General features: G+C 64.5%; 16 protein-coding genes and 1 pseudogene. 8 read left to right on the forward strand and 9 right to left on the reverse strand.

Going from position 1 to position 22704, the window contains the following annotated elements; translation table 11 throughout:
* The 5 genes from MOV74_RS09660 to treY form a co-directional block, all read left to right on the forward strand.
* On the forward strand, nt 1-306 hold a 306-nt coding region (locus tag MOV74_RS09660; RefSeq protein ID WP_246920766.1), incomplete at its 5' end, for a hypothetical protein.
* Entirely contained in the window at nt 299-2446 is a 2148-nt protein-coding gene (glgB, locus tag MOV74_RS09665; RefSeq protein ID WP_246920769.1) for a 1,4-alpha-glucan branching protein GlgB, read from the forward strand. The genes MOV74_RS09660 and glgB, both read left to right, overlap by 8 nt.
* A gap of 3 nt (nt 2447-2449) precedes the next feature.
* Entirely contained in the window at nt 2450-4528 is a 2079-nt protein-coding gene (gene glgX / locus MOV74_RS09670) for a glycogen debranching protein GlgX (RefSeq protein WP_246920772.1), read from the forward strand.
* Complete coding sequence (gene treZ, locus MOV74_RS09675) at nt 4525-6276, forward strand: malto-oligosyltrehalose trehalohydrolase (RefSeq protein WP_246920775.1); 1752 nt, start codon at nt 4525-4527, stop codon at nt 6274-6276. The genes glgX and treZ overlap by 4 nt, the downstream gene beginning before the upstream one ends.
* A 1-nt stretch (nt 6277) precedes the next feature.
* Nucleotides 6278-9064, forward strand: coding sequence for a malto-oligosyltrehalose synthase (treY, locus tag MOV74_RS09680; RefSeq protein ID WP_246920778.1), 2787 nt, complete (start codon nt 6278-6280; stop codon nt 9062-9064).
* 2 nt (nt 9065-9066) lie between these two features.
* Here the strand turns inward: treY and MOV74_RS09685 are convergent, their stop codons facing one another.
* Nucleotides 9067-9384, reverse strand: coding sequence for a polyhydroxyalkanoic acid system family protein (locus MOV74_RS09685; RefSeq protein ID WP_246920781.1), 318 nt, complete (start codon nt 9382-9384; stop codon nt 9067-9069).
* 182 nt (nt 9385-9566) lie between these two features.
* On the opposite strand from MOV74_RS09685, the gene MOV74_RS09690 reads away from it, so the two are divergent.
* On the forward strand, nt 9567-9731 hold the full coding sequence (locus tag MOV74_RS09690; RefSeq protein ID WP_018318514.1) for a DUF3309 family protein: 165 nt from the start codon (nt 9567-9569) through the stop codon (nt 9729-9731).
* A 131-nt stretch (nt 9732-9862) separates the two neighbouring features.
* Here MOV74_RS09690 and ligD read toward each other — a convergent pair whose 3' ends face one another.
* Nucleotides 9863-12535, reverse strand: a complete 2673-nt coding sequence (ligD, locus tag MOV74_RS09695) for a DNA ligase D (protein ID WP_246920798.1) — start codon at nt 12533-12535, stop codon at nt 9863-9865.
* A gap of 117 nt (nt 12536-12652) precedes the next feature.
* On the opposite strand from ligD, the gene MOV74_RS09700 reads away from it, so the two are divergent.
* Nucleotides 12653-13537 (forward strand): Ku protein, encoded by an 885-nt coding sequence (locus tag MOV74_RS09700; RefSeq protein ID WP_246920783.1) that lies wholly within the window; start codon nt 12653-12655, stop codon nt 13535-13537.
* Nucleotides 13538-13783: 246 nt separating this feature from the next.
* On the opposite strand, the gene MOV74_RS09705 is transcribed toward MOV74_RS09700, so the two are convergent.
* The 7 genes from MOV74_RS09705 to MOV74_RS09735 all read right to left on the reverse strand — a co-directional run bounded on the left by MOV74_RS09705 (nt 13784) and on the right by MOV74_RS09735 (nt 22156).
* Nucleotides 13784-14473 (reverse strand): response regulator, encoded by a 690-nt coding sequence (locus MOV74_RS09705; RefSeq protein WP_246920785.1) that lies wholly within the window; start codon nt 14471-14473, stop codon nt 13784-13786.
* Nucleotides 14470-17193: a sensor histidine kinase KdpD gene (locus MOV74_RS09710; protein ID WP_246920787.1), complete on the reverse strand. Its 2724-nt coding sequence runs from the start codon at nt 17191-17193 to the stop codon at nt 14470-14472. The genes MOV74_RS09705 and MOV74_RS09710 overlap by 4 nt, the downstream gene beginning before the upstream one ends.
* Nucleotides 17194-17233: 40 nt before the next feature.
* The gene (locus MOV74_RS09715) at nt 17234-17839 is read right to left on the reverse strand and encodes a K(+)-transporting ATPase subunit C (RefSeq protein WP_246920789.1); all 606 of its coding nucleotides are present in this window, start codon (nt 17837-17839) and stop codon (nt 17234-17236) included.
* Between the two features lie 108 nt (nt 17840-17947).
* Entirely contained in the window at nt 17948-20062 is a 2115-nt protein-coding gene (gene kdpB / locus MOV74_RS09720) for a potassium-transporting ATPase subunit KdpB (protein WP_246920791.1), read from the reverse strand.
* 18 nt (nt 20063-20080) lie between these two features.
* Complete coding sequence (gene kdpA / locus MOV74_RS09725) at nt 20081-21784, reverse strand: potassium-transporting ATPase subunit KdpA (protein WP_246920793.1); 1704 nt, start codon at nt 21782-21784, stop codon at nt 20081-20083.
* Nucleotides 21785-21896: 112 nt separating this feature from the next.
* On the reverse strand, nt 21897-21986 hold the full coding sequence (locus tag MOV74_RS09730; protein ID WP_018641117.1) for a K(+)-transporting ATPase subunit F: 90 nt from the start codon (nt 21984-21986) through the stop codon (nt 21897-21899).
* A gap of 11 nt (nt 21987-21997) precedes the next feature.
* Nucleotides 21998-22156: a hypothetical protein gene (locus tag MOV74_RS09735; RefSeq protein ID WP_246920795.1), complete on the reverse strand. Its 159-nt coding sequence runs from the start codon at nt 22154-22156 to the stop codon at nt 21998-22000.
* 248 nt (nt 22157-22404) lie between these two features.
* Here MOV74_RS09735 and MOV74_RS09740 point away from each other — a divergent pair.
* Nucleotides 22405-22704, forward strand: a pseudogene (locus MOV74_RS09740) (hypothetical protein); the annotation flags it as partial.

Here is a 22704-nt window from a genome sequence, read left to right on the forward strand (position 1 = left end):
AACGCGGCGCTGAGCCGCGCGCTCACGGGTGCCTCCGACGAGCAAGGCCGGCTCACGGCTGCGCTCGACGAATGGCGCGAGCGCGCCGCCGCAACCTTCCTGTCCGCCTATCGCGACGCCATGACCGATCGGCAGCTGTGGCCGGAGAACCGGCAGTCCGCGGAAGGCCTGTTAAGATTTTTCCTGCTTGATCAGGCCTTCCATGACGTAGAGTACGAGCTGTCCCACCGGCCTGAGGGGCTCCATGCGCCGCTGACCGGACTGCTTCGCATTCTGTCCAGTACCGAGAGCGAAGCCCATGCCTAAACTGCCTGCCGAAGCCTATGCGATCATCGAGGGCCGCCACTCCGACCCCTTCCACTATCTCGGGCTGCACCCTGAGGGCGGTAGAAGCGTGGTGCGCGCGTTTCTGCCCGAGGCCTCCAATGTCGAGGCGGTCGGCGAACAGGGCGAGGTCGCCTCGCTCGACCGCGTGCACGATGCAGGCCTCTTCATCGGTGCCCTGCCCAACGGCTCGAAGCACTATCAGCTGCGCGCAAAATTCGGCGGCAACGTCGTCGAGTTCGAGGATGCCTATCGCTTTCCGCCGATCCTGACCGATTTCGATCTCTATCTGCTCGGCGAAGGCACCCACCAGCGCCTCTACGACAAGCTCGGCGCCCATCCGATGCGGCATGAAGGCATCGACGGCATCGGCTTCGTCGTGCTGGCGCCAAATGCGCGGCGCGTGTCCGTGGTCGGCGATTTCAATTTCTGGGACGGGCGGCGCCATCCCATGCGGGTGCGCGGCGCCGGCTATTGGGAATTGTTCATCCCGCATGCCAAGGCTGGCGATCATTACAAGTTCGAAATCATCGGGCCGCATGGCCATCTGCTGCCGTTGAAGTCCGATCCCATGGCGTTCGCCAGCGAGGTACGGCCGAAGACGGCCTCCATCGTGTTCGACGAGGCGCATCTGCCACGGCCGCGCCCGGCACCCGATGGCATCAATGCGCTGTCGGCGCCGATGTCGATCTACGAGGTTCATCTCGGCTCATGGCGCCGCAAGAACGGCGATGAATGGCTGACCTACCGCGAGCTGGCCGAGCAGCTGCCGGCCTACGCCCGCGACATGGGTTTTACCCATCTCGAATTCCTCCCAGTGAGCGAGCATCCGTTCGACGGGTCCTGGGGCTATCAGCCGACCGGCCTCTATGCCCCGACCAGCCGCTTCGGCACGCCGGAAGATTTTGCCGCCCTCATCGACGCCTGCCACCGCGAAGGCGTCGGCGTGCTGCTCGACTGGGTGCCTGGTCACTTCCCGGACGATCCGCACGGGCTCGGCAGCTTTGACGGCACCGCGCTCTACGAGCACGCCAATCCACTGCAGGGGCGCCACCTCGACTGGGGCACGCTGATCTACAATTACGGCCGCACCGAAGTGACGAACTTCCTGGTGTCGAACGCGCTGTTCTGGCTGGAGCGCTACGCGATCGACGGGCTGCGCGTCGATGCGGTCGCATCCATGCTCTATCTCGACTACAGCCGCCCGCCGGGCGCCTGGGTCCCGAACCAGTATGGCGGCCGCGAGAACATCGAGGCGATCAACTTCCTGCGGCGCTTCAACACGGAATTGTTCGCCCGATTCCCGCAGGCCACCACGGCTGCGGAAGAATCTACCGCCTGGCCGCAGGTCTCGCGCCCGGTCGAATTCGGCGGGCTCGGCTTCGGCTACAAGTGGAACATGGGCTGGATGCACGACACGCTGAACTACATCAGCAAGGATCCCATCCACCGCAAGCACCATCACGGCGACATCCTGTTCGGTCTGCACTACGCCTTCTCGGAGAACTTCATCCTGCCGCTCTCGCATGACGAGGTCGTGCACGGCAAGCGATCGATCCTCGGCCGCATGCCCGGGGACGAGTGGCAGCGCTTTGCGAATTTGCGCGCCTATTACAGCTTCATGTTCGGCCATCCCGGCAAGAAGCTGTTGTTCATGGGCGCCGAAATCGCGCAGAGCCGCGAATGGAACCACGACCAATCCCTCGACTGGCACCTGCTCGAGTACAAATACCATTCCGGCATCCAGGCGCTGATCCGGGACCTCAACCGGCTCTATCGCGCGGTGCCGGCGCTGCACCAGATGGACTGCGACCAGGCCGGCTTCGAATGGCTGATCACGGACGATGCCAACCGCAACGTGTTCGCTTGGCTGCGCAAGGGATTTGACGAGCACGCGCGGTGTCTCGTCATCACCAACTTCTCGCCCAATGTTTATCAGAACTATCGCGTTCGCGTGCCCTTTGCGAGCAAGTGGAAAGAGGTATTCAACTCGGACTCCGCTCATTATGGCGGCAGCAATGTCGGGAACATCGGCGAGGTTCATGCCGTTGACGGCAAGACGCCCGAGCTTCGCCTCACCATTCCGCCGCTCGCTGCGATCTTCCTCGTTCCGGAAAGCTGACACATGCGCCTGACTGCTGGATCGCCCGCACGCCTCGGCGCAAGCTGGGACGGACGCGGCACCAATTTCGCGCTGTTCTCCGCCAACGCACAGAAGGTCGAGCTCTGCCTGTTCGACAGCCAGGGCCGTCGCGAGCTCGAGCGCATCGAATTGCCCGAAAGAACCGAGGACGTCTGGCATGGCTATCTCAACGACGTCTCGCCCGGCCAGCTCTACGGCTATCGCGTGCACGGTCCCTATGAGCCCGAGCACGGCCACCGCTTCAACGCCAACAAGCTGCTGCTCGACCCCTATGCCAAGCGACTCTCGGGGCGCCTGGTCTGGAGCGACGCGCATTTTGCCTACCGCACCGGGAGCGCGCGCGAGGATCTCTCCTTCGACCGCCGCGACAACGCGCGCGGCATGCCCAAGGCCGTCGTGGTCGACGAGACCTTCAACTGGGGCCGCCGCGAGATCCGTCCCAACATCGCCTGGGAAGACACCGTCATCTACGAGGCTCACGTCAAGGGTCTGACGCAGAAGCGCGACGACGTGCCGCCGAACCTGCGTGGCACCTATGGCGGCCTGTCCTCGCCGGCGATGATCGAGCACCTGAAGAAGCTCGGCGTCACCACGGTTGAACTGCTTCCGGTGCACAGCTTCGTCGACGACCGCATCCTGGTGGAGAAGAAGCTCGTCAATTACTGGGGCTACAACACGCTATCCTTCTTCGCCCCCGAGCCGCGCTACGCCCAGGACAACGCGCTCGACTCCTTCCGCACCACGGTGGCGCGCCTGCACGATGCCGGCATCGAGGTGATGCTCGACGTCGTCTACAATCACACCGCCGAGGGCAATCATCTCGGCCCGACGCTGTGCTACCGCGGCATCGACAACGCCTCCTATTACTGGCTGAACCGCGAGAACCCGCGCTATTACGACGACTTCACCGGCTGCGGCTCGTCGGTGAACCTCACCCATCCGCGCGTGCTGCAGATGGTGATGGATTCGTTGCGATACTGGGTCGAGGTCTGCCACGTCGACGGCTTCCGCTTCGACCTCGCCACCACGCTCGCGCGCGGGCCGAACGGCTTTGATCGCGGCATCTCGTTCCTGACCGCGATCCGGCAGGATCCGGTGCTGGCGACCGTCAAGCTCGTCGCCGAGCCCTGGGACCTCGGCCTCGGCGGTTACCAGGTCGGCGCATTCCCCTCGCAATGGTCGGAATGGAACGATCGCTATCGCAGCGCCATGCGTCGCTACTGGAGCGGCGAAGGCAGCCTGATCGGCGACATCTCAAGCCGCATGACGGCGTCCTCCGACCTGTTCAACCATGACGGACGGCGGCCGCGCGCCAGCATCAACCACATCACCGTCCACGACGGCTTCACGCTCGCCGACCTCTTCAGCTACAACGAGAAGCACAACGAGGCCAACGGCGAGGACAATCGCGACGGCTCCAACGACAACCACAGCAACAATTGCGGTGTCGAGGGTCCGACCGACGATCCCGATATCATTGGCCTGCGCCGCCAGCTTCGCAAGAACGTGCTGGCCTGTCTGATGCTCGCGCAGGGCATTCCGCTGATCCTCGCCGGCGATGAGGTCGGCAATTCGCAATCCGGCAACAACAACGCCTATTGCCAGGACAATGAGATCGGCTGGGTCGGCTGGGACAATCTCGGCAAGGAGGGCGACGACATGGTCGATTTCGTCGCCCAACTCGCCGACATCCGCCGCCGGTTCTCGCAACTTCGCAGCCATCGCTGGCTCGACGGCCGCCCCAAGGACGGCATCTCTTACGGCGCGCTGTGGCTGACCCCGGCTGGCGACGAGATGACGGAGAACGACTGGAAATTCCCGGAAGGCAGGTTCCTCTCGTATGTGATGGGGCCGATGGAACCGGGCAGCGCCGCGATCTTTATCGTTCTGAACGCCGCCCCCGAAGAGATCGCATTCAAATTGCCCAAAATGACCGAATACAAGAGCTGGCAGCAGATCCTGAACACGACCGATGCCAAGCTGAACACGGCCGACTTCCAGCCCGGAAGCGACAGCAAGGCGCCGCCGCGCTCCGTGCTCGCCTTCGCGGGGGCGCTATGAGGCCATCCTTCGGGGCGAAGCCGACGAAGGACGGCGTCTCGTTCCGTCTGTGGGCGCCCGCGGCGCGGCGCGTCGATCTCCTGCTCGACCGAAGACACGCGATGCAGCGTCGCCAGGATGGCTGGTATGTCGCCGATATCGTCGGCCTTCCCGTGGGCAGTCGCTACAAGTTCAGGATCGACGACGAGATCGACGTGCCAGATCCGGCATCGCCCTTCCAGCCCGAGGATGTGTTCGGCCCAAGCGAGGTGATCGATCACGATGCCTTTTCATGGCGTGCGCGCGATTGGCGCGGTCGTCCCTGGGAAGAGACGGTGCTGATCGAGACCCATGTCGGCACCTTCACCGCTGCAGGCTCTTACCGCGCCATGATCGACAAGCTCGATCATCTCGCCGCAACCGGCATCACGGCGCTCGAACTGATGCCGCTGGCCGATTTCGCAGGACGCCGCGGCTGGGGCTATGACGGCGTGCTATGGTATGCGCCCGACAGCGCCTATGGCCGCCCCGAAGACCTCAAGACACTGATCGACGAGGCGCATCTGCGCGGCCTGATGGTGTTCCTCGACGTCGTCTACAATCATTTCGGCCCCGAGGGGAATTATCTCGGCCGTTATGCGCCGGCCTTCTTCACCGACGCACACACGCCCTGGGGCAGCGCGATCGACTATCGCGTGCCGCAGGTGCGCGCGTTCGCAGTCGAGAATGCCCTGTCCTGGCTCAGCGACTACCGTTTCGACGGCCTGAGGCTGGATGCCGCCAATCACATCATGTTGGTGCCGGGCGAGCAGTCGATGCTGCAGGACCTCAGCGTCGCCGCCGGCGAGCTCGCCAAGGCGACGGGGCGGCACATCCATCTCGTGCTGGAGAATGGCGACAATCGCGCCAGCCTGCTCGATGCCGCGCAGAATCCACCAAGCGGCAAGTATCGCGCGCAGTGGAACGACGACTATCACCACGTCTGGCACGTGATGCTGACGGGTGAGCTTGCCGGCTACTATGCCGACTACCAGACGCCGCGTATGGACCTCGCGCGCGCACTCGCCTCGGGCTTCGTCTATCAGGGCGAGGTTTCGGAGTTCTGGGGCAAGAAACCGCGCGGCGAGCCGAGCGGCGAGCTGCCGCCGGCGACCTTCGTCAATTTCCTGCAGAACCACGATCAGATCGGCAACCGTCCGCTCGGCGATCGGCTCGAGAGCCTGGCATTGCCGCAGCAGATCGAAGCCGCGCTCGCGGTGACCCTGCTCGCGCCGATGGTGCCGATGCTGTTTCAGGGCGAGGAATGGGGCTCGACGGTGCCCTTCCCGTTCTTCTGCGATTTCCAGGGCGAACTGGCCGACGCCGTCCGCAAGGGCCGCAAGCAGGAATATGCCTGGGCCTACGAAAAATACGGCAATGAGGTGCCCGACCCGCTCGATCCGGCCACGCTGCAATCGGCCGTGCTCGACTGGACCGGCCGCACAGCGGAGCAGGACGCACGGCTCGCCTTGGTGCGGCAACTGCTCGCAGTCCGCCGCAAGGAGATCATGCCGCGGCTGAAGGGGGCGGCTTTCGGCGACGCCGACGCTGCCGACAACGGCCTGCTCACTGCGCATTGGCACATGGGGGACGGCGTGACGTTGCGCCTGACCGCCAATCTGTCGGACCAGGAGATCACGTCCGATGTCAGCGCGGGCACGCCGATCTGGGGCGGCGGAGCCAGCGAGCGGCTCCCGCCCTGGTCGGTGGTCTGGCGCCTCGGAGGTTGACATGCCTCCCGCCATTCCTCTCGCGACCTACCGGCTTCAGCTCACCGCGGATTTCGACTTCGACAAGGCAACTTCGGTCGTTCCTTACCTCAAGGCGCTGGGGATCACCCATCTCTACGCCTCGCCGGTGATGAAGGCCCGCAAGGGCTCGACCCACGGCTACGACACCGTCGATCACGGCCAGTTCAATCCGGAGCTCGGCGGCGAGGCCGGCTTCGCACGGCTGAGCGAGGCTCTTAGGCAGAACGACCTCGGCCTCATCATCGACTTCGTGCCCAACCATGTCGGCGTTCATTTTGCCGACAATCCCTGGTGGCTGGACGTGCTGGAATGGGGCCAGGCTTCGCCGCACGCGGTCTCCTTCGACATCGACTGGGATCAGCTCGCCTACCGCGCCCGCGGCGGCGTGCTGCTGCCGATCCTGGGGGCATCCTACGGCGAGGCGCTCGAGCGCGGCGACATCGAGCTGCGCTACGATCCGGATCAGGGAAGCTTCTCCGCCTGGTATTTCGAGCATCGCTTACCCATCGCGCCGGAGCGCTATGGCGAGATGCTGCGCATGATCGTGAAGGAAGCAGATGCCGCCGAGACGGAGGCCGGTAAAAGCCTGCTCTCGCTCGCGGCGCGATACACCGGACTGCGCCGCCCCAACCGCAAGGAAGCCCCCGCGTTCAAGACCGAACTCAGGGAGATCGTGGGTGCCGCGGAGATCACCGCACGCGGACTTGCCGCCTATCGCGCCGCCAAGGATCGCCCCGCGCAGACGCTGGCGCTGCATCACCTGCTGGAGCGCCAGCATTACAAGCTCGGGCATTGGCGGCTCGCCTCCAGCGACATCAATTATCGCCGCTTCTTCGACGTCAACGGGCTCGCAGGTCTGCGCGTCGAGGACGCGAGCACCTTTGCCGCCACGCACCGGCTGGTGAAGCAGCTCATCGTCGACGGCAAATTGCAGGGAATTCGGCTCGATCACATCGACGGCCTGCGCGATCCCGCCCAATATTGCCAGCGCCTGCGCCGGCTGGTGCGCGACGCGCAAGGCAACACCAAGCCGTTCTACACGGTGATCGAGAAGATCCTGTGCGAGCACGAACGCCTGCCGCACTTCGCCGGCGTTCAGGGCACCACCGGCTATGAATGGATGAACGTCATTACCCAGGTGCTGGTCGACGCCAAGGGGCTGGCGGCGCTGGACGAGACCTGGCGGCAGATCAGCAACCGGCCGCCGCGGCTTGCGCCTTACGTCAAGGACGCCAAGCGGCGTGTGCTGGAGACGCTGCTCACCAGCGAATTCACCGTGCTGACGCGCCTGCTCGCGCGCATCGCCAATGGGCATTACTCGACCCGCGATTTCTCCGCCGACAGCCTGCGGCAGGCGCTGGAACTCTATGTGCTGCACTTCCCGGTGTACCGCACCTATCTGACCAACAGCGGCCCGACGGCCCCCGACCGCAAGCTGATCGACGACACCATCGCGCGCGCCCGTTCGGAATGGTTCGCCGCGGACGAAGGCATCTTCGATTTCCTGCGCGACGCGCTGACCATGGACCTGCTCAAGCCCGGTCGTCCGCCACATAGTGTCCCGCGCGTGCGCCGCTTCGCGCTGAAGGTGCAGCAATTCACCGGGCCGGTGATGGCGAAGTCGCTGGAGGACACCGCGTTCTATCAGTTCCACCGGCTGCTCGCCCTGAACGAAGTCGGCGGCGATCCCGCTAGCACCGGCCTCACCATTCCCGCTTTCCACGAGGCCATGCAGGCCCGCGCCAGGGAATGGCCGCAGGGAATGACGGCGACCGCCACGCATGACACCAAGCGCGGCGAGGATGCCCGCGCACGGATCGCGGCGCTCAGCGAAATTCCCGGCGAATGGACCAGCGCGGTTTCGCGCTGGAAGGTGTCGAACGCACCGCACCTCGCGCTCCACGGCAATCTACGCGCGCCATCGGCGACGTTCGAATACATGCTCTACCAGACGCTGCTCGGGGCCTGGCCGCTGCAGACGCCGGTCGATGCCGGCTTCGTCGAGCGCATCCAGGCCTATGCGCTGAAAGCCGCGCGGGAGGGCAAGGAAGAGACCAGCTGGCTCAATCCGCACGAGGCCTACGAGAACGGCGTGAAGAGCTTCGTCGACAAGATCCTCGACCCCGCGCTGTCAGCCGAATTCCTGGAGGCGCTGCAAACGCTGGCCCGCCGCCTCGCACTGCTCGGCATGTTGAACTCTCTGAGCCAGCTCACCCTGAAGGCGACGCTGCCCGGCGTGCCCGACTTCTATCAGGGCACCGAATTCTGGGACCTGTCGCTGGTCGATCCCGACAACCGTCGCCCGGTCGACTTTGCCGCGCGGCAGGGGGCGCTGGGCTCGCTGGACGATCCGGACTGGCGTGGCCTGATCAAGAGCTGGCCGGACGGCCTGATCAAACTGGCCTGGACAAGGCGTCTCCTCAAGCTGCGCAATGAGCTCGCCGACGTTTTCGCTCAAGGCGACTATGAGCCGCTGGCGGTGCGCGGCGCACATGCCGACCATGTCATTGCCTTCGCTCGCCGCCACGGCCGCGCTGCCGCGATCGTGGTGGTCGGGCGTCAGTTCGCGCCGTTCACGCAAGCCGGGCGAGAGTGGCCCACGCTCGACGGATTCGACGCAACCGTCGACATCACCGGCTACGCTGCGGCGGGCTTTGCAGGCAACGAACTGCCGGTCTCGCAGGCCTTCCGTGATTTCCCCGCTTCCGTCATCGAGGCTCGCACGGCAAATGCCATCCGGCCCGCGCGGCCGCGCGTGCGCGCCTGAAATTACTTTCCCTGGTCCTTGGTCAGCAGCAACTGACCACGCTTCCTGATCGTGGCCTGCGCCATCTCGGCAAAGCGCTGCAACAGCCAGGGCAGCACCACCTCGACCTTCACGTGATCGTCGGCGACATCGACCTGCCCCGTCGCGACCTGTCCGAGCGCGCGGATGCGAAAGGCCATACTGTCGCCGGTCCAGCGCTCCTCCTCGACCTGCATCACGGGAATGCTGGCGGCCGCGCGACCGAGCCCGGTCTTGAGCCGGCGCACCGCCTCCTCGCGGCCAAGACGATGAGGAATGGAGACGACAAGCGGTGCTGACATGGCCGTGCCTCGTGGATTGATTCTCACATAGTCATGCCGGCCGAAACGCCAAATGTTCCATGCAGGTTTGGTCCTGCAACCGGTGTTTCCATGGACGGAACTTTAAAACCTGCGGCAAGTTGCCCTTGCACCAAGGGACAGGTGCAAACGACCCTTTCAACAAAGGGCTGGAGGAGATTCGCATGTCAATCGGTACGATCATTCTGATCATTCTGGTCATCGCCCTGCTTGGCGGCTTCAGCGGCATCGGCGGCGGCCCGTTCTATGGCACCGGCTATTACGGCGGCGGCGGCCTCGGGCTCGTCATCGTCATCCTGCTGATCCTGCTGCTGATGGGAAGGATCTAGCCAGACAGCGAGGATTTCGTAGGGTGGGCAAAGGCGCTCTTGCGCCGTGCCCACCTTCCTCGCCGCAACGAGAAGACGGTGGGCACGCTTCGCTTTGCCCACCCTACGGGAGTTGCGCCCGTAGCAAGCATCTACTTCGTTTTCCCCGCGAGCTTCTTGATCGCCGCCTTGATCGACGCGGCGGCATCATCATAACCCTCCCATGCCTTCGATCGCGCCAGCAAGCCCGGCCCGGTTCGCAGCGTATAGCGCTTTGGATCGAGATCGCTCTTTACCTGCGCCCAGGTTACCGGCATCGAGACCGTGGCGCCGGCGCGCGCCCGCGGCGATAACGGCGCCACCGCCGTCGACATGCGGTCGTTGCGCAGATAGTCCAGGAAGATCTTTCCCTTGCGCAGCTTTTTCGACATGTTGAGCAGATAGCGCTCTGGATCGTCATCGGCCATCCACTGGCAGACGCCCTGAGCGAAGGCCTTGGCCTCCTTCCAGTCCACCTTGTCGCGTGCGCCGTGGCGCAGCGGCACGACGACGTGCAGACCCTTGCCGCCCGTGGTCTTGCAGAAGCTCTCCATGCCGATGTCGGTCAGCCGCTGCCGCATCTCCCTGGCCGCCTTCACGACGTCGGCGAACTCGACATCCGGCGCCGGATCGAGATCGAACACCAGCCGGCCCGGCGTGTCATAGGCGTTTGGCGCGCAATTCCATGGATGCAGCTCGACGCCGCCAATCTGCGCAACGGCGGCCAGCCCTTCGACGCGATCGATCTGCAAATAGGGTTTACGATCGCCCGAGACCTTGGCCAGCTCGAGCAAATTCGAGGTGCCCTGCATGGCATGACGCTGGAAGAACGTCTCGCCACCGATGCCGTCGGGCGCACGCACGATCGAGCACGGGCGGCCCTTCAGATGTTCGATCATCCAGGTCCCGACCGCCTCGAAATAGCGGGCGAGATCGAGCTTCGTCACGCCCTCGCCATCACCGCCATCCGGCCACAGCTCCTTGTCCGGCTTGGAAATGACGACGCCCATCACCTCGGCCGTGCCGGCGTCCTTCGATCGCTTGGCCGTCTTCGCCACGCGCTTGCTGGCTGTGGGCTCGGCGAGCTGGGTATCGACGGGCGTTTCCGCCTCAACCTCCTTGGCGGGCTTGTCCTGCCGCAAGCCCTTGAACGCGGCCTGGCGGATATTGCCGTCGGCGGTGAAGCCGGCGAACTCGATCTCCGCGACCAGCTCCGGCTTCAGCCAGTGCACCTCTTTGGCTTTCTTCGGCGCGTTCTTGCCGCCGAAAGGACTCTCCTTGGCCGCCATCGCCTTCAACGACGGCATGATGCGTTTGACCTTGTCGGCGCCGAAGCCGGTGCCGACCATGCCGACGAAGACGAGATGGTCGCCGCGACGAACGCCCGCCATCAGAGAGCGGAACTTGCCATTGGTGGTCTTGTAGCCGCCGATCACCACTTCGTGGCCGGCGCGACATTTCGATTTGACCCAGCTCTCGGTACGCCCCGAACGATACGGCGCATCCAGCTTCTTCGACACCACACCTTCGAGCTCGAGCTTGCAGGCCGATTGCAGCACCGCATCGCCGCCGCTTTCGAAATGCTCGACATAGCGGATCTGCGTGGACTTCCGCTTGCGCGCTTCCAGCAGCTTCTTGAGTTGCGCCTTACGCTCTCCGAGCGGCAGTCGGCGGTAATCCTGGCCTTCCGCGAACAGGAGGTCAAAGGCAAAGAAGATCAGTTCGTCGGTCTTGCCATCGGACAATGCGGCCTGCAGCGAGGAGAAGTTCGGCGCGCCGTTGTGGTCGAGCGCGACGATTTCGCCGTCGATCGTCACGTCCGGCAGCGACCCCGCCTCTTTCGCGATTGCCGCGAACTTCCCGGTCCAATCGAGACCCTTGCGCGTCTTGAGCGTCGCCTCTCTGTCCTCGACCCGGAGCTGCACGCGATAGCCGTCGAACTTGATCTCGTGGCACCAGCCCTCGCCAGCCGGCGGCCGCTCGACCAGCGTACAGAGCTGCGGCCCGACGAAGTCCGGCATCTCCGACACCTTCTTGGCAGTCGTCGCGGTCGTGGCCTTCTTCCTCGCCGACTTGCCGGCCTTCAATGCCGTGCGCGGGGCCGGCTTGACCGTGTGCCCTTTCGTCTCCTCCGCGCGATTGGATTGCCAGACCGCATCGGCCTTGGTCTTGGCACCTTTCGCCAGCATGAACGGTTTCGGCGCGCGGCCCTTGCCTTCGGCGATCTGCTCCATCGCACGGCCGGAGGCGACCGATCTGTCCTCGTCGAGAATGTCGTTGTCCGCGCCCTCGCGGACAAATTCGTCGCGATGCTTGATCAGGAGCCAGTTGGTGCGCTTGCCGCCGGTGCGGTCGTTGCGCATGCGCACCAGCACCCAGCTTCCGTGCAGCTTCTCGCCATGCAGGGTGAACTTCAAATCGCCTTTCTTGAATCCGCGCTCGGCGTCTTCCGATTCCCAGGTGCCGCGGTCCCACAGCATCACCGTGCCGCCGCCATACTGCCCTTCCGGAATCGTGCCTTCGAAATCGCCATAGTCGAGCGGATGGTCTTCCACCTCGACCGCCAGCCGCTTGTCGTGCGGATCGAGTGAGGGCCCTTTGGTCACGGCCCAGGACTTGAACACGCCGTCAAATTCGAGCCTGAGATCGTAGTGCAGCCGGCTCGCATCGTGCTTCTGAATCACGAAGCGCCGCTGCTTCGATGACGCCACTGCGGTCTTGCCCGATGGCTCTGGCGTCTTCTCGAAATCACGCTTCTGTCGGTAAGTGGAGAGTTTTTGCAGCACGACCGGTCCCGCTTCTCTTTCGACATTCAAGCCTATCACGGCCAAAGTCCCGCCCGGAACCAAAACCCGATGGGAGGGTTGGGGTTCCAAAACCCACTGAAAACGCTGGAGAATGGAATGGCCCCGCGTGCCTATTGGAAGGGAACGTTGAAGCTGTCGCTGGTCAGTTGCCCGGTCGTGCTTTATCCGGCGACGACGGCAGCGGAGAAGACGCGATTTCACCTGATCAATCGCGAGACCGGGAACCGGCTCAAGCAGCAGATGATCGATGCCGAAACCGGCGATGTCGTCGAGAGCGACCAGAAGGGCCGCGGCTACGAGCTGCGCAAGGGCAAATATGTCGAGATCGAACCGGAGGAGCTCGAAGCGGTCCAGATCGAGAGCAACCACACCATCGACATCGAGAGCTTCGTGCCGAGCGAGGAGATCGACCAGCGCTATCTCAACCATCCCTATTACATCGCGCCCGACGGCAAGGCCGCGGTCGACGCGTTCGCGGTGATCCGCGACGCCATGAAGGACCAGGAGCGCGTGGCGCTCGCCAAGATCGTGCTCACCAATCGCGAACACATCATGGCGATCGAGCCGCTCGGCAAGGGCCTGCTCGGCACCACGCTGCGCTTTCCTTACGAGCTGCGCGACGAGGGCGAGTTCTTCGGAGACATCAAGAGCCCGAAGATCACTAAGGACATGGTCGAGCTCGCCGGCCACATCCTCCATACCAAGGCCTCGCATTTCGACCCCGGCAAGTTCAAGGACGAGTACGAAAACGCGCTGAAGGCGCTGGTGAAGCGCAAGGCCAGTGGCAAGAAGATCGAGTTGCCCGAACCCGAGGAGCGGCCGAGCAATGTCGTCAGCCTGATGGACGCGCTGAAGCAGAGCCTGAAGGGACGCGGCGGGAAAAAGACCGCGGCGAAGTCCCATGCGCGCCGCGCGACCGGGCGGCAACGAGCGGCGAAGAAGACGCACCGGTCGACGGCACGGCACAGGAAGGCGGGCTGAGGAAACCGCTCGCCCCGCGCTCGATCTCGTAAGGTGGGCAAAGCGAAGCGCGCCCACCACCTTGATCGAAATCGGGAGAATGGTGGGCACAGTGCTTAGCCTTTGCCCACCCTACGGGGCTGATTTGCACCGTCATCGACGGACTATTGTAGGATGGGTAGAGCGAAGCGAAACCCATCACGCGTCGCCGGGCGCTGAGTCATGATGGGTTTCGCTTCGCTCTACCCATCCTACGGATCTTCGGGATCAATCCCCCGCCTTCAACCGGTACCCGATCCCCGTTTCCGTCAGTACATATTGCGGCCGCTCCGGATCGGCTTCGATCTTCTGGCGGAGCTGGCGGACATAGACGCGCAGATATTGCGCGTCGGTCAGCTCGTCCCACAGTTCCCTCAGCAGAAAACGGTGAGTCAGCACCTTGCCGGCGTGCTGCACCAGCACGCGCAGGAGGTCGTATTCCTTCGGCGACAGCTTGACGTCACGCTCACCGACCTTGACGATGCGGCGGACGAGATCGACCGAGAGATCGCCCGAGCGGAACACCGGGCGCTCTCCCTGGACCTGGAGCTGGTGCCGCAGCGCGGCGCGCAGGCGGGCCAGGAGCTCGTCCATGCCGAACGGCTTGGTTAGATAATCGTCGGCACCGAGATCGAGCGCCTGGACCTTGCCGGCCTCGTCGCCCCGGCTCGACAGCACCACGATCGGCACGCTTTCGTTGCGGGCGCGGATGGTGCGCAGCAGTTCGTGCCCCTGAACGTCGGGCAGGCCGAGATCGAGAATGATCAGCGCCGGCGCTTCCTCGAGCTTCTCCAGCGCAATCTTGCCGTTCGACGCCTCCAAGATTTCATAGCCTTGCGTCGATAGCCCCATCCGCAGCAATTTGCGGATCGGCGGCTCGTCGTCGATGACCAGGACCTTGATTGGGGCAGCGCTCATGCGGCGGTATCCAATGCGCGGCTTTCTGCCGGAACGGGAAGACGGATGGTGAGGATGGCGCCGCTCCGGTCGCCGCGGTTGGCGGCCGAGATCGTGCCGCGCATCGCCTCGACGAAGCCGCGCGAGATGGCAAGGCCAAGGCCCGTGCCGGGACGGACGTGATCGCCCTTCTGCACGCGGTAGAACTTGTCGAACACGCTCTCCAGCTCGTCGGGCGGGATGCCGGCCCCCTCGTCGGCGACCTCCAGAACGACCTGATCGCGCTCACGTTTGCTCTTGATCGAGATCGTGGTGTCGGGCGGCGAGTATTTTGCGGCATTGTCCAGCAGATTGAACAGCACCTGCTCGAACAGCACGGCGTCGAGCTGGAGCATCGGCAGATCGGCCGCCAGCACCAGCTCCACCTTATGGGCGGTCAGGATCTTGCTCGCCCTCCGCAGCGCGCTGCCCACGATCTCGCTGAGATCGTGCAGTGCCGTGTTGGGCACGATGGCGCCGGATTCGAGCTTGGTCATGTCGAGCAGGTTCGCGATGAAGCGGTTGAGCCGTTCGGATTCGTCGATGACGGTGGCGAGCAGGTCGCGCTTCTCGGCGTCGGACAGGGCCCCGGTCAGATCGCGCATGGTCGAGGCCGCCCCCAGCACCGAGGCGAGCGGTGTCTTCAAATCGTGCGAGATCGAGGTCAGCAGCGCGGAGCGCAAGCGCTCGGATTCGACGGTGCGCTTGACGCGGTCCATATCCTCGACCAGCAGCACGCGCTCGATCGCCAGCGCGCCCTGGTCAACCAGCGCGTCCAGCAGCCGGCGCTGGTCCGGCGTCAGCAGCGGACCGGTGCGGTCGTTGTCGATGCCGATCACGCCGATCGGGCCGCGCCCGGTGCGCATCGGCAGGAATAGCCGTTTCGCACCCGGCAACGTATCCGAACCACGGCCGGCGGGACGGTCGTTGCTCCAGGCCCAGTTGGCGGCGGCAAGATCGGCCTGGTCGAGATCATCTTCGGGCGGGTAGCCGGATTTTACCGTGAGCAAGCCGTCTTCCGGCAGCAGCAGCACCACGCGGACCTTCAGCATCAACGCGATCTGGTAGGCCGTCGCCCACAGCACGTCGTCGAGCGTCGCGGTGCCCGCGAGCTTGCGGCTGAAAGCGTAGAGCTGCTCGGACATCCTGATCCGGCCAATGGCGGCGTCGGCCTGCGTGCGCACGCGCGCCGCGACGTTGGAGACCAGGACAGCGATCAGCATGAAGAAGAAGAACGCCGCAACGTTGGTCGGATCTGTGATGGTGAAATTGTAGACCGGCGGAAGGAAGAAGAAATTGTAAGCAAGCGAGGCTGCAATGCTGGCAAGCAATGACGGCCATAGTCCATACCGCACCGCGACCGCAACCACCGCAGTCAACAGCACGAGATCGACATTCTCGATGCCGAACCGCGGCTGGAGCAGCACGGCGGCGCCGAGGCCGATCAGGACGATGCCCAGCGCCTTCACGTAGGGCAGCGGATTGAACGACTCGGATCGCGCCGCGGTCTGTACCGCCGTCTTGGGCGCATCCTCGGCCGGCAGTTCGTCGCCGGGGATGACGTGGACGCTGATATTGCCGGCACTGCGCACAAGGTCATGCACGACCGAGCCACGCGTCATCTCGAACCAGCGCGAGCGGGTCGACTTGCCGATCACGATCTGGGTGACGTTGTTGCCTTGCGCGAAATTGACGACGTCATCGGCGATGCGGCGACCAACCGCGGGAATGGTCAGCGCCTCGCCGCCGAGCGATTCCGCAAGGCGCAGCGTATCGGCCAATCGATCGCGCTGCTCTTCCGACAATTGCAGGGATCGCCGCGTCTCGATCGAGATCGCGGTGAACGGCGCATGCAGTCGGTCCGCCAGCCGCTTGGTGTAGCGCACGAGGCCGGCCGCACGCGGATCCTCGCTGACGCAGACGAGGATGCGCTCGCCCGCGGCCCAGGGCCCGGGAATCGCATTCGCCTGCATGTGGTTGAGCAGCTGCTCGTCAACCCGCTCGGCGGTGCGCCGCAAAGCGAGCTCGCGCAAGGCGGTCAGATTTCCCGGCGAGAAATAGTGCTCCAGCGCCCGCTCTGCCTGCTTGGGCACATAGACCTTGCCCTCCTTCAGGCGCTGAATCAGATCGTCGGGCGTGAGGTCGATCAGCTCGATCGCATCGGCGCGGTCGAACACGGAATCGGGCACCGTCTCGCGCACCCGGACATGGGTGATCTGGGCAACGACGTCGTTCAGGCTCTCGATGTGCTGGATGTTGACAGCGGTGTAGACGTCAATGCCGTGGGAGAGCAGCTCCTCCACGTCGAGATAGCGCTTGGGGTGGCGGCTGCCTGCGGCGTTGGTGTGAGCGAGCTCGTCGACCAATGCGATCCTTGGCCGCCGCGCGATCACGGCATCGAGGTCCATCTCCTCGACGACCTGGCCGCGGTAGTCCAGCCTCTTGCGCGGGACCATCTCGAGCCCGCGCACCAATGCCTCGGTCTCCGCGCGGCCATGGGTTTCGACGAAGCCGACCACGACATCGATGCCGGCCTTGCGCTTGGCGTGGGCGCTCTGCAGCATCTCATAGGTCTTGCCGACGCCGGGCGCGGCGCCGACGAAGATCTTCAGCTTGCCGCTGACGCTCTCTTCCCGGCGCGCTGCCTCCAGCAGCGCCTCCGGGGACGGACGTTGTTCGGGATCGCGGCGCTCTCGGACCATCAGGCCAATATAATCATTCGGGCATTCCCGGCCTAGACCGCTACTTCGCCGCCGCCTGATCGAGCGCGCGATTCAGCGCCAGAACGTTAACCCGGGGTTCGCCGAGCAGGCCGAGCGTTGGGCCCTGAACGCTGGCAGCTACAAGCTGCCTCACGGCGTCTTCCGGCAGATTCCGCGCCTTCGCCACCCGTGGCACCTGGAATTGCGCCGCTTCAGGCGAGATATCCGGATCGAGACCGCTGGCCGAGGTCGTCACGAGGTCGACCGGGACCGGTTGGTTCGGATTCTCAGCCTTGAGCTTGTCCACATCCTCCTTCAGCCGGTCGGCCAGGGCCTTGCTGGTCGGACCGAGATTGGAGCCGCCCGAATTGGCGGCGTTGTAGGGTGCCGACACCGTCTTGGTCGAGTCATTGGGGTCCGGCGCAACCGTCGCCGACGGGCGGCCGTGGAAATACTTGTCCTCCCTGAACTCCTGCCCGATCAGGGCCGAGCCGACCACCTTGCCGTCCTTCTCGATCAGGCTGCCTTGTGCCTGCGCGGGAAAGAGCGCGCCGGCGATGGCCGTCATCGCGAGTGGATAGGCCAAGCCCGTGATGGCGGTGAGGACCAGCAAAAGGACGATGGCGGGGCGGATTTCTCTGAGCATGTTGGGTCTCCTGTTTCTGCGTCATTGCGAGGAGCGAAGCGACGAAGAAATCCAGTCTGTCAGCCGAGAAGGCATTTCCGGTGCTTCGCTGCGCTCGCAATGACGGCGTTAGGCCAAGTGCAGGGCGGTCACGACGAGATCGATCGCCTTGATGCCGATGAAGGGAATGACGATGCCGCCGAGGCCGTAGACCAAGAGGTTTCGCCGGAGCAGCGCGCCGGCACCGACGGCGCGGTAGGCGACGCCTTTCAGCGCCAGCGGAATCAGCGCGATGATGACGAGCGCGTTGAAGATGATCGCCGACAGGATGGCGCTCTGCGGGCTCGACAGGTTCATGACGTTGAGCACGCCGAGCTGGGGGTAGAACGCCAGGAACATGGCCGGGATGATCGCGAAATACTTGGCGACGTCGTTGGCGATCGAGAAGGTCGTCAGCGCACCGCGCGTCATCAGCAGCTGCTTCCCGATCTCGACCACCTCGATCAGCTTGGTCGGGTTGGAGTCGAGGTCGACCATGTTGCCGGCCTCGCGGGCGGCCTGAGTGCCGGTGTTCATGGCGACGCCGACATCGGCCTGCGCCAGCGCTGGCGCGTCGTTGGTGCCGTCGCCGCACATCGCAACCAGCTTGCCCTTGGCTTGCTCGTCGCGGATCAGCTTGAGCTTGTCCTCCGGGGTGGCCTGCGCCAGGAAATCGTCGACGCCGGCTTCCGCCGCGATCGCGGCCGCCGTCATCGGATTGTCGCCGGTGATCATGATGGTGCGGATGCCCATGCGGCGCAGCTCGGCGAAGCGCTCACGAATGCCACCCTTGACGATGTCCTTGAGCTGGACGATCCCGAGCAGCTTGCCATCCTTGGCGACCGCGAGCGGCGTGCCGCCGGACTTGGCGATCTCGTCGGCAATGGTCTGGATCTCGCGGCCAATGTCCGAGAGCCCGGTGGGCTGGATGGCGCGGGCCGTGTTGCCGGAAGCAACGACCAGTGGCGCGCCGCCGCCGACATAGTTCAGCATGGCGTCGACCGCCCCCTTGCGCACTGACGAGCCGCCGGCGTCGACGCCGCTCATGCGGGTCTGCGCCGTGAACGGGATGAAGGTGGCCCCGAGCTCAGCCATGTCACGCCCGCGGATGCCGTATTTCTCCTTGGCCAGCACGACGATGGAGCGGCCTTCCGGAGTCTCGTCGGCGAGCGAGGCGAGCTGGGCGGCATCCGCCAACTCCTGCTCGGTGACGCCCCGCACGGGACGGAAGGCTGTCGCCTGCCGGTTGCCGAGCGTGATGGTTCCGGTCTTGTCGAGCAGCAGCGTGTCGACGTCGCCGGCGGCCTCGACGGCGCGGCCGGACATCGCGAGCACGTTGAAGCGCACCAGACGGTCCATGCCCGCGATACCGATGGCGGACAACAACGCGCCGATCGTCGTCGGGATCAGCGTCACGAACAGCGCGACCAGCACGACCACCGAGATCGAGCCCCCGGCATAGGCCGCATAGCTCGGAATGGTGACGGTGGCGAACACGAAGATGATGGTGAGGCCGGCGAGCAGGATGTTGAGCGCGATCTCGTTCGGCGTCTTCTGCCGCTCGGCACCCTCGACCAGCTTGATCATGCGATCGATGAAGGTCGAGCCCTGCGCTGCCGTGATGCGGACGCGGATCCAGTCCGACAGCACCTGCGTGCCGCCGGTCACCGCGGAACGGTCGCCGCCGGATTCGCGAATGACGGGCGCGGACTCGCCGGTGATGGCGGCTTCGTTGACGGAGGCCACGCCCTCGATCACCTCACCGTCCGAGGGGATCGTGTCGCCCGCCTCGACCAGCACGATGTCGCCGACCTTCAGGCTCGTGCCCGGCACGAGCTTGAAGGCCGCGCCGGCCCCGGTCAGGAGCTTGGCCTGGCTCTCGGTGCGCGTCTTGCGCAGCGTCTCGGCTTGCGCCTTGCCACGGCCTTCGGCCACTGCTTCGGCGAAATTGGCAAACAGCACCGTGAACCAGAGCCAGACGATGATCTGGAAGGTGAAGCCGAGGCTGGCGCCACCGGTGACGAGGTCGCGCAGGAAGATCACGGTGGTCAGCGCAGCGACGATCTCGACCACGAACATCACGGGGTTCTTGATCATCAGTCGCGGATCGAGCTTGGTGAAGGAGGCGTGGATCGCAGGCATCACGATCTTCGGATCGAGCATTGCCGACATCGGCGCACGTTTTTGCAGTTTGGTCGTATCCATGGAGGTCACTCCAGACAATCAGAACAGGTTTCCGGCATTCATCGCCAAGTGCTCGACGATTGGACCGAGTGCGAGCGCCGGGAAGAAGGTCAGGCCGCCCATGATCAGGATGACGCCGACGACAAGACCGACGAACAGGCCTCCAGTTGTGGGAAACGTGCCCATGGACGGCGGGATCGATTTCTTCGCCGCGAGCGATCCCGCGATCGCCATCGCCGGGACGATCATGAAGAAGCGGCCGACGAACATCGCGCTGGCCAGCGTGAGGTTGTAGAAGAAGGTATTGCCGGTGAGGCCCGCGAAGGCGGAGCCGTTGTTGCCCGCAGCCGAAGTGAAGGCGTAGAGCACTTCGGTGAAGCCGTGCGGTCCGGCGTTCGCCATGGAGGCGACGGCCGCCGGGTAGACCACGCCGACGGCGGTCCAGCCCAGGATCATCAGCGGCAGCACCAGGATGGCCAGCATTGCCATCTTGACCTCGCGCGCCTCGATCTTCTTGCCGACATATTCCGGCGTGCGGCCGACCATCAGGCCAGCAACGAAGATCGCGAGGATGACGAACAGCAGCATGCCGTACATGCCGGCGCCGACGCCGCCGACGATGATTTCGCCGAGCTCGATGTTGATCAGCGGGATCATGCCGCCGAGCGCGGTGAAGCTGTCATGCATGGCGTTAACGGCGCCGCAGGACGCAGCGGTCGTCACCACAGCGAACAGCGAGGATGCGACGATGCCGAAGCGGACTTCCTTGCCCTCCATGTTGCCGCCGGCCAGGCTCAGCGCCTGCAGCGTCGCGGTTCCGTTCGCTTCGGCCCAATAGGTGATGGCGACGCCGGCGATGAACAGCACGCCCATCACGGACAAGATTGCCCAGCCCTGGCGCTCGTTGCCGACCATGCGGCCGAACACGTTGGTGAGCGCGGCGCCAAGCGCGAAGATCGACAGCATCTGCACGAAGTTCGAAAGCGCGGTGGGGTTTTCAAAAGGATGCGCGGCGTTGGCGTTGAAGAAGCCGCCGCCATTGGTGCCCAGCATCTTGATAGCGACCTGCGAAGCGACCGGGCCGACCGCGATGGTCTGCTTGGCGCCTTCGAGCGTGGTGGCCTCGACATAATCGCCGAGCGTCTGCGGCATGCCCTGCCACACCAGGAACAGCGTGTAGACGATACAGATCGGCAGCAGCACATAGAGCGTGCAGCGCGTGACGTCGACCCAGAAATTGCCAACGGTGCGCATCGAGGCACGCGAAAAGCCGCGGATCAGGGCCATTGCGAGTGCGATGCCGGTTGCGGCCGACAGGAAGTTCTGGTGCGTCAGGCCGACCATCTGGGTCAGATAGGACAGCGTGCTTTCGCCGCCGTAGTTCTGCCAGTTGGTGTTTGTAATGAAGGAAACGGCGGTATTGAAGGAAAGATCTTCCGCAACCGCGCCCTGCCCGGCCGGATTGAACGGCAGCACGGCCTGGAGGCGCATCACGCCGTAAATGACGAGGAAGCCGCCGACATGGAACAGCAGCATGGCGACCGTGTAGGCCAGCCAATGCTGCTCGCGCTTCTCGTCAACGCCGGAAATCCAGTAGATGCCGGCCTCGATCGGTCGCAGCACCGGCGACAGGAATGTGCGCTCGCCGCCAAACACCCGCGTCATGTACCAGCCGAGCGGTTTTGTGAGTGCGACGATGATGACGCAGAACAGAATGATCTGGAGCCAGCCGACCATAGTCATGGAATCAACCCTTCAAGCTTGGTGCCCGGCGCAGCAGCGGCAGCAGCACCGTCAGCAGGCCGGCGACGAGCACGGCGTCCGCCATCAGTAATTCGACGAGCAGCAGCACGGGTCAGAACCGCTCGGGCCGCAGCAGCGCGTAGGTGAGATAGACGAGGAGGCCGAACGAGACGGCGCCGGCGAGCGCATAATCGAAGATCATGGTCGGCGTCCTCACAGCCGTTCGCAGGCGTAGGTGTAGCCGATCGCGAGCGCAAAGAAGCCGAAGCCCAGCGCCAGCATCAGAATGTCCATCATCGGATTGCTCCTCGTTGCGTCCCAAAAGGCCGGCGCAACTTTCTCTCGGTGACCCCGCGTGCTCGCGAAGGACATGAAACGCACGTCCCCGGATGAGCTGGGACTATTGACCGTGCTGAAATGCCAGCGCGGTCATAGGTTTTCGAGATGAGGGCTATGGCGACGTTATAGGAATCTCATAAAGGCCGGGCGGGCGATCTCACCCACCCGCACCTATGAAATCCTTATATCTCTCGCCCGATCTCCATCTCGTTTTCAAATGCCCTTCGCGCCATCCTGGCAATGCCGGCCGACTGACCGACGCCATTTCCAGGAGGCCTGACATGACCGCCATTCTCCGACGCCTCGTCCCGCCCTCGCTCGGCGAGCAGCTTCGCGCGACACCGGCGATGACGCGTCCGCTGATGTTCGAAATCATCGACAAGGCCTGCCGGCGCGTCGCCTCGTTTGGCCAAAGTGAACGCACGACACGCCTGACGCGCCTGATCGACGCTGAAGCCTGGACCGATGCGGCGCTGGCGCTGCTGGAGCTCGAGCTGCCGATGTGGCAGGTCCGCCGGATCGCCTATGACGAGGGCGAATGGCATTGCGCGCTGTCGCGCGAGCGCGAGCTGCCGGACTGG

It is taken from the genome of Bradyrhizobium sp. SHOUNA76, from assembly GCF_023006445.1.
GTDB lineage: Bacteria > Pseudomonadota > Alphaproteobacteria > Rhizobiales > Xanthobacteraceae > Bradyrhizobium.

Bases quoted from the DNA above. Each gene is read 5' to 3' on its own strand.
- glgB (WP_246920769.1), top strand. From the start codon at position 299: ATGCCTAAACTGCCTGCCGAAGCCTATGCGATCATCGAGGGCCGCCAC.
- glgX (WP_246920772.1), top strand. From the start codon at position 2,450: ATGCGCCTGACTGCTGGATCGCCCGCACGCCTCGGCGCAAGCTGGGAC.
- treZ (WP_246920775.1), top strand. From the start codon at position 4,525: ATGAGGCCATCCTTCGGGGCGAAGCCGACGAAGGACGGCGTCTCGTTC.
- treY (WP_246920778.1), top strand. From the start codon at position 6,278: ATGCCTCCCGCCATTCCTCTCGCGACCTACCGGCTTCAGCTCACCGCG.
- MOV74_RS09685 (WP_246920781.1), bottom strand. From the start codon at position 9,384: ATGTCAGCACCGCTTGTCGTCTCCATTCCTCATCGTCTTGGCCGCGAG.
- MOV74_RS09690 (WP_018318514.1), top strand. From the start codon at position 9,567: ATGTCAATCGGTACGATCATTCTGATCATTCTGGTCATCGCCCTGCTT.
- MOV74_RS09700 (WP_246920783.1), top strand. From the start codon at position 12,653: ATGGCCCCGCGTGCCTATTGGAAGGGAACGTTGAAGCTGTCGCTGGTC.
- MOV74_RS09705 (WP_246920785.1), bottom strand. From the start codon at position 14,473: ATGAGCGCTGCCCCAATCAAGGTCCTGGTCATCGACGACGAGCCGCCG.
- MOV74_RS09710 (WP_246920787.1), bottom strand. From the start codon at position 17,193: ATGGTCCGAGAGCGCCGCGATCCCGAACAACGTCCGTCCCCGGAGGCG.
- MOV74_RS09715 (WP_246920789.1), bottom strand. From the start codon at position 17,839: ATGCTCAGAGAAATCCGCCCCGCCATCGTCCTTTTGCTGGTCCTCACC.
- kdpB (WP_246920791.1), bottom strand. From the start codon at position 20,062: ATGGATACGACCAAACTGCAAAAACGTGCGCCGATGTCGGCAATGCTC.
- kdpA (WP_246920793.1), bottom strand. From the start codon at position 21,784: ATGACTATGGTCGGCTGGCTCCAGATCATTCTGTTCTGCGTCATCATC.
- MOV74_RS09730 (WP_018641117.1), bottom strand. From the start codon at position 21,986: ATGATCTTCGATTATGCGCTCGCCGGCGCCGTCTCGTTCGGCCTCCTC.
- MOV74_RS09735 (WP_246920795.1), bottom strand. From the start codon at position 22,156: ATGTCCTTCGCGAGCACGCGGGGTCACCGAGAGAAAGTTGCGCCGGCC.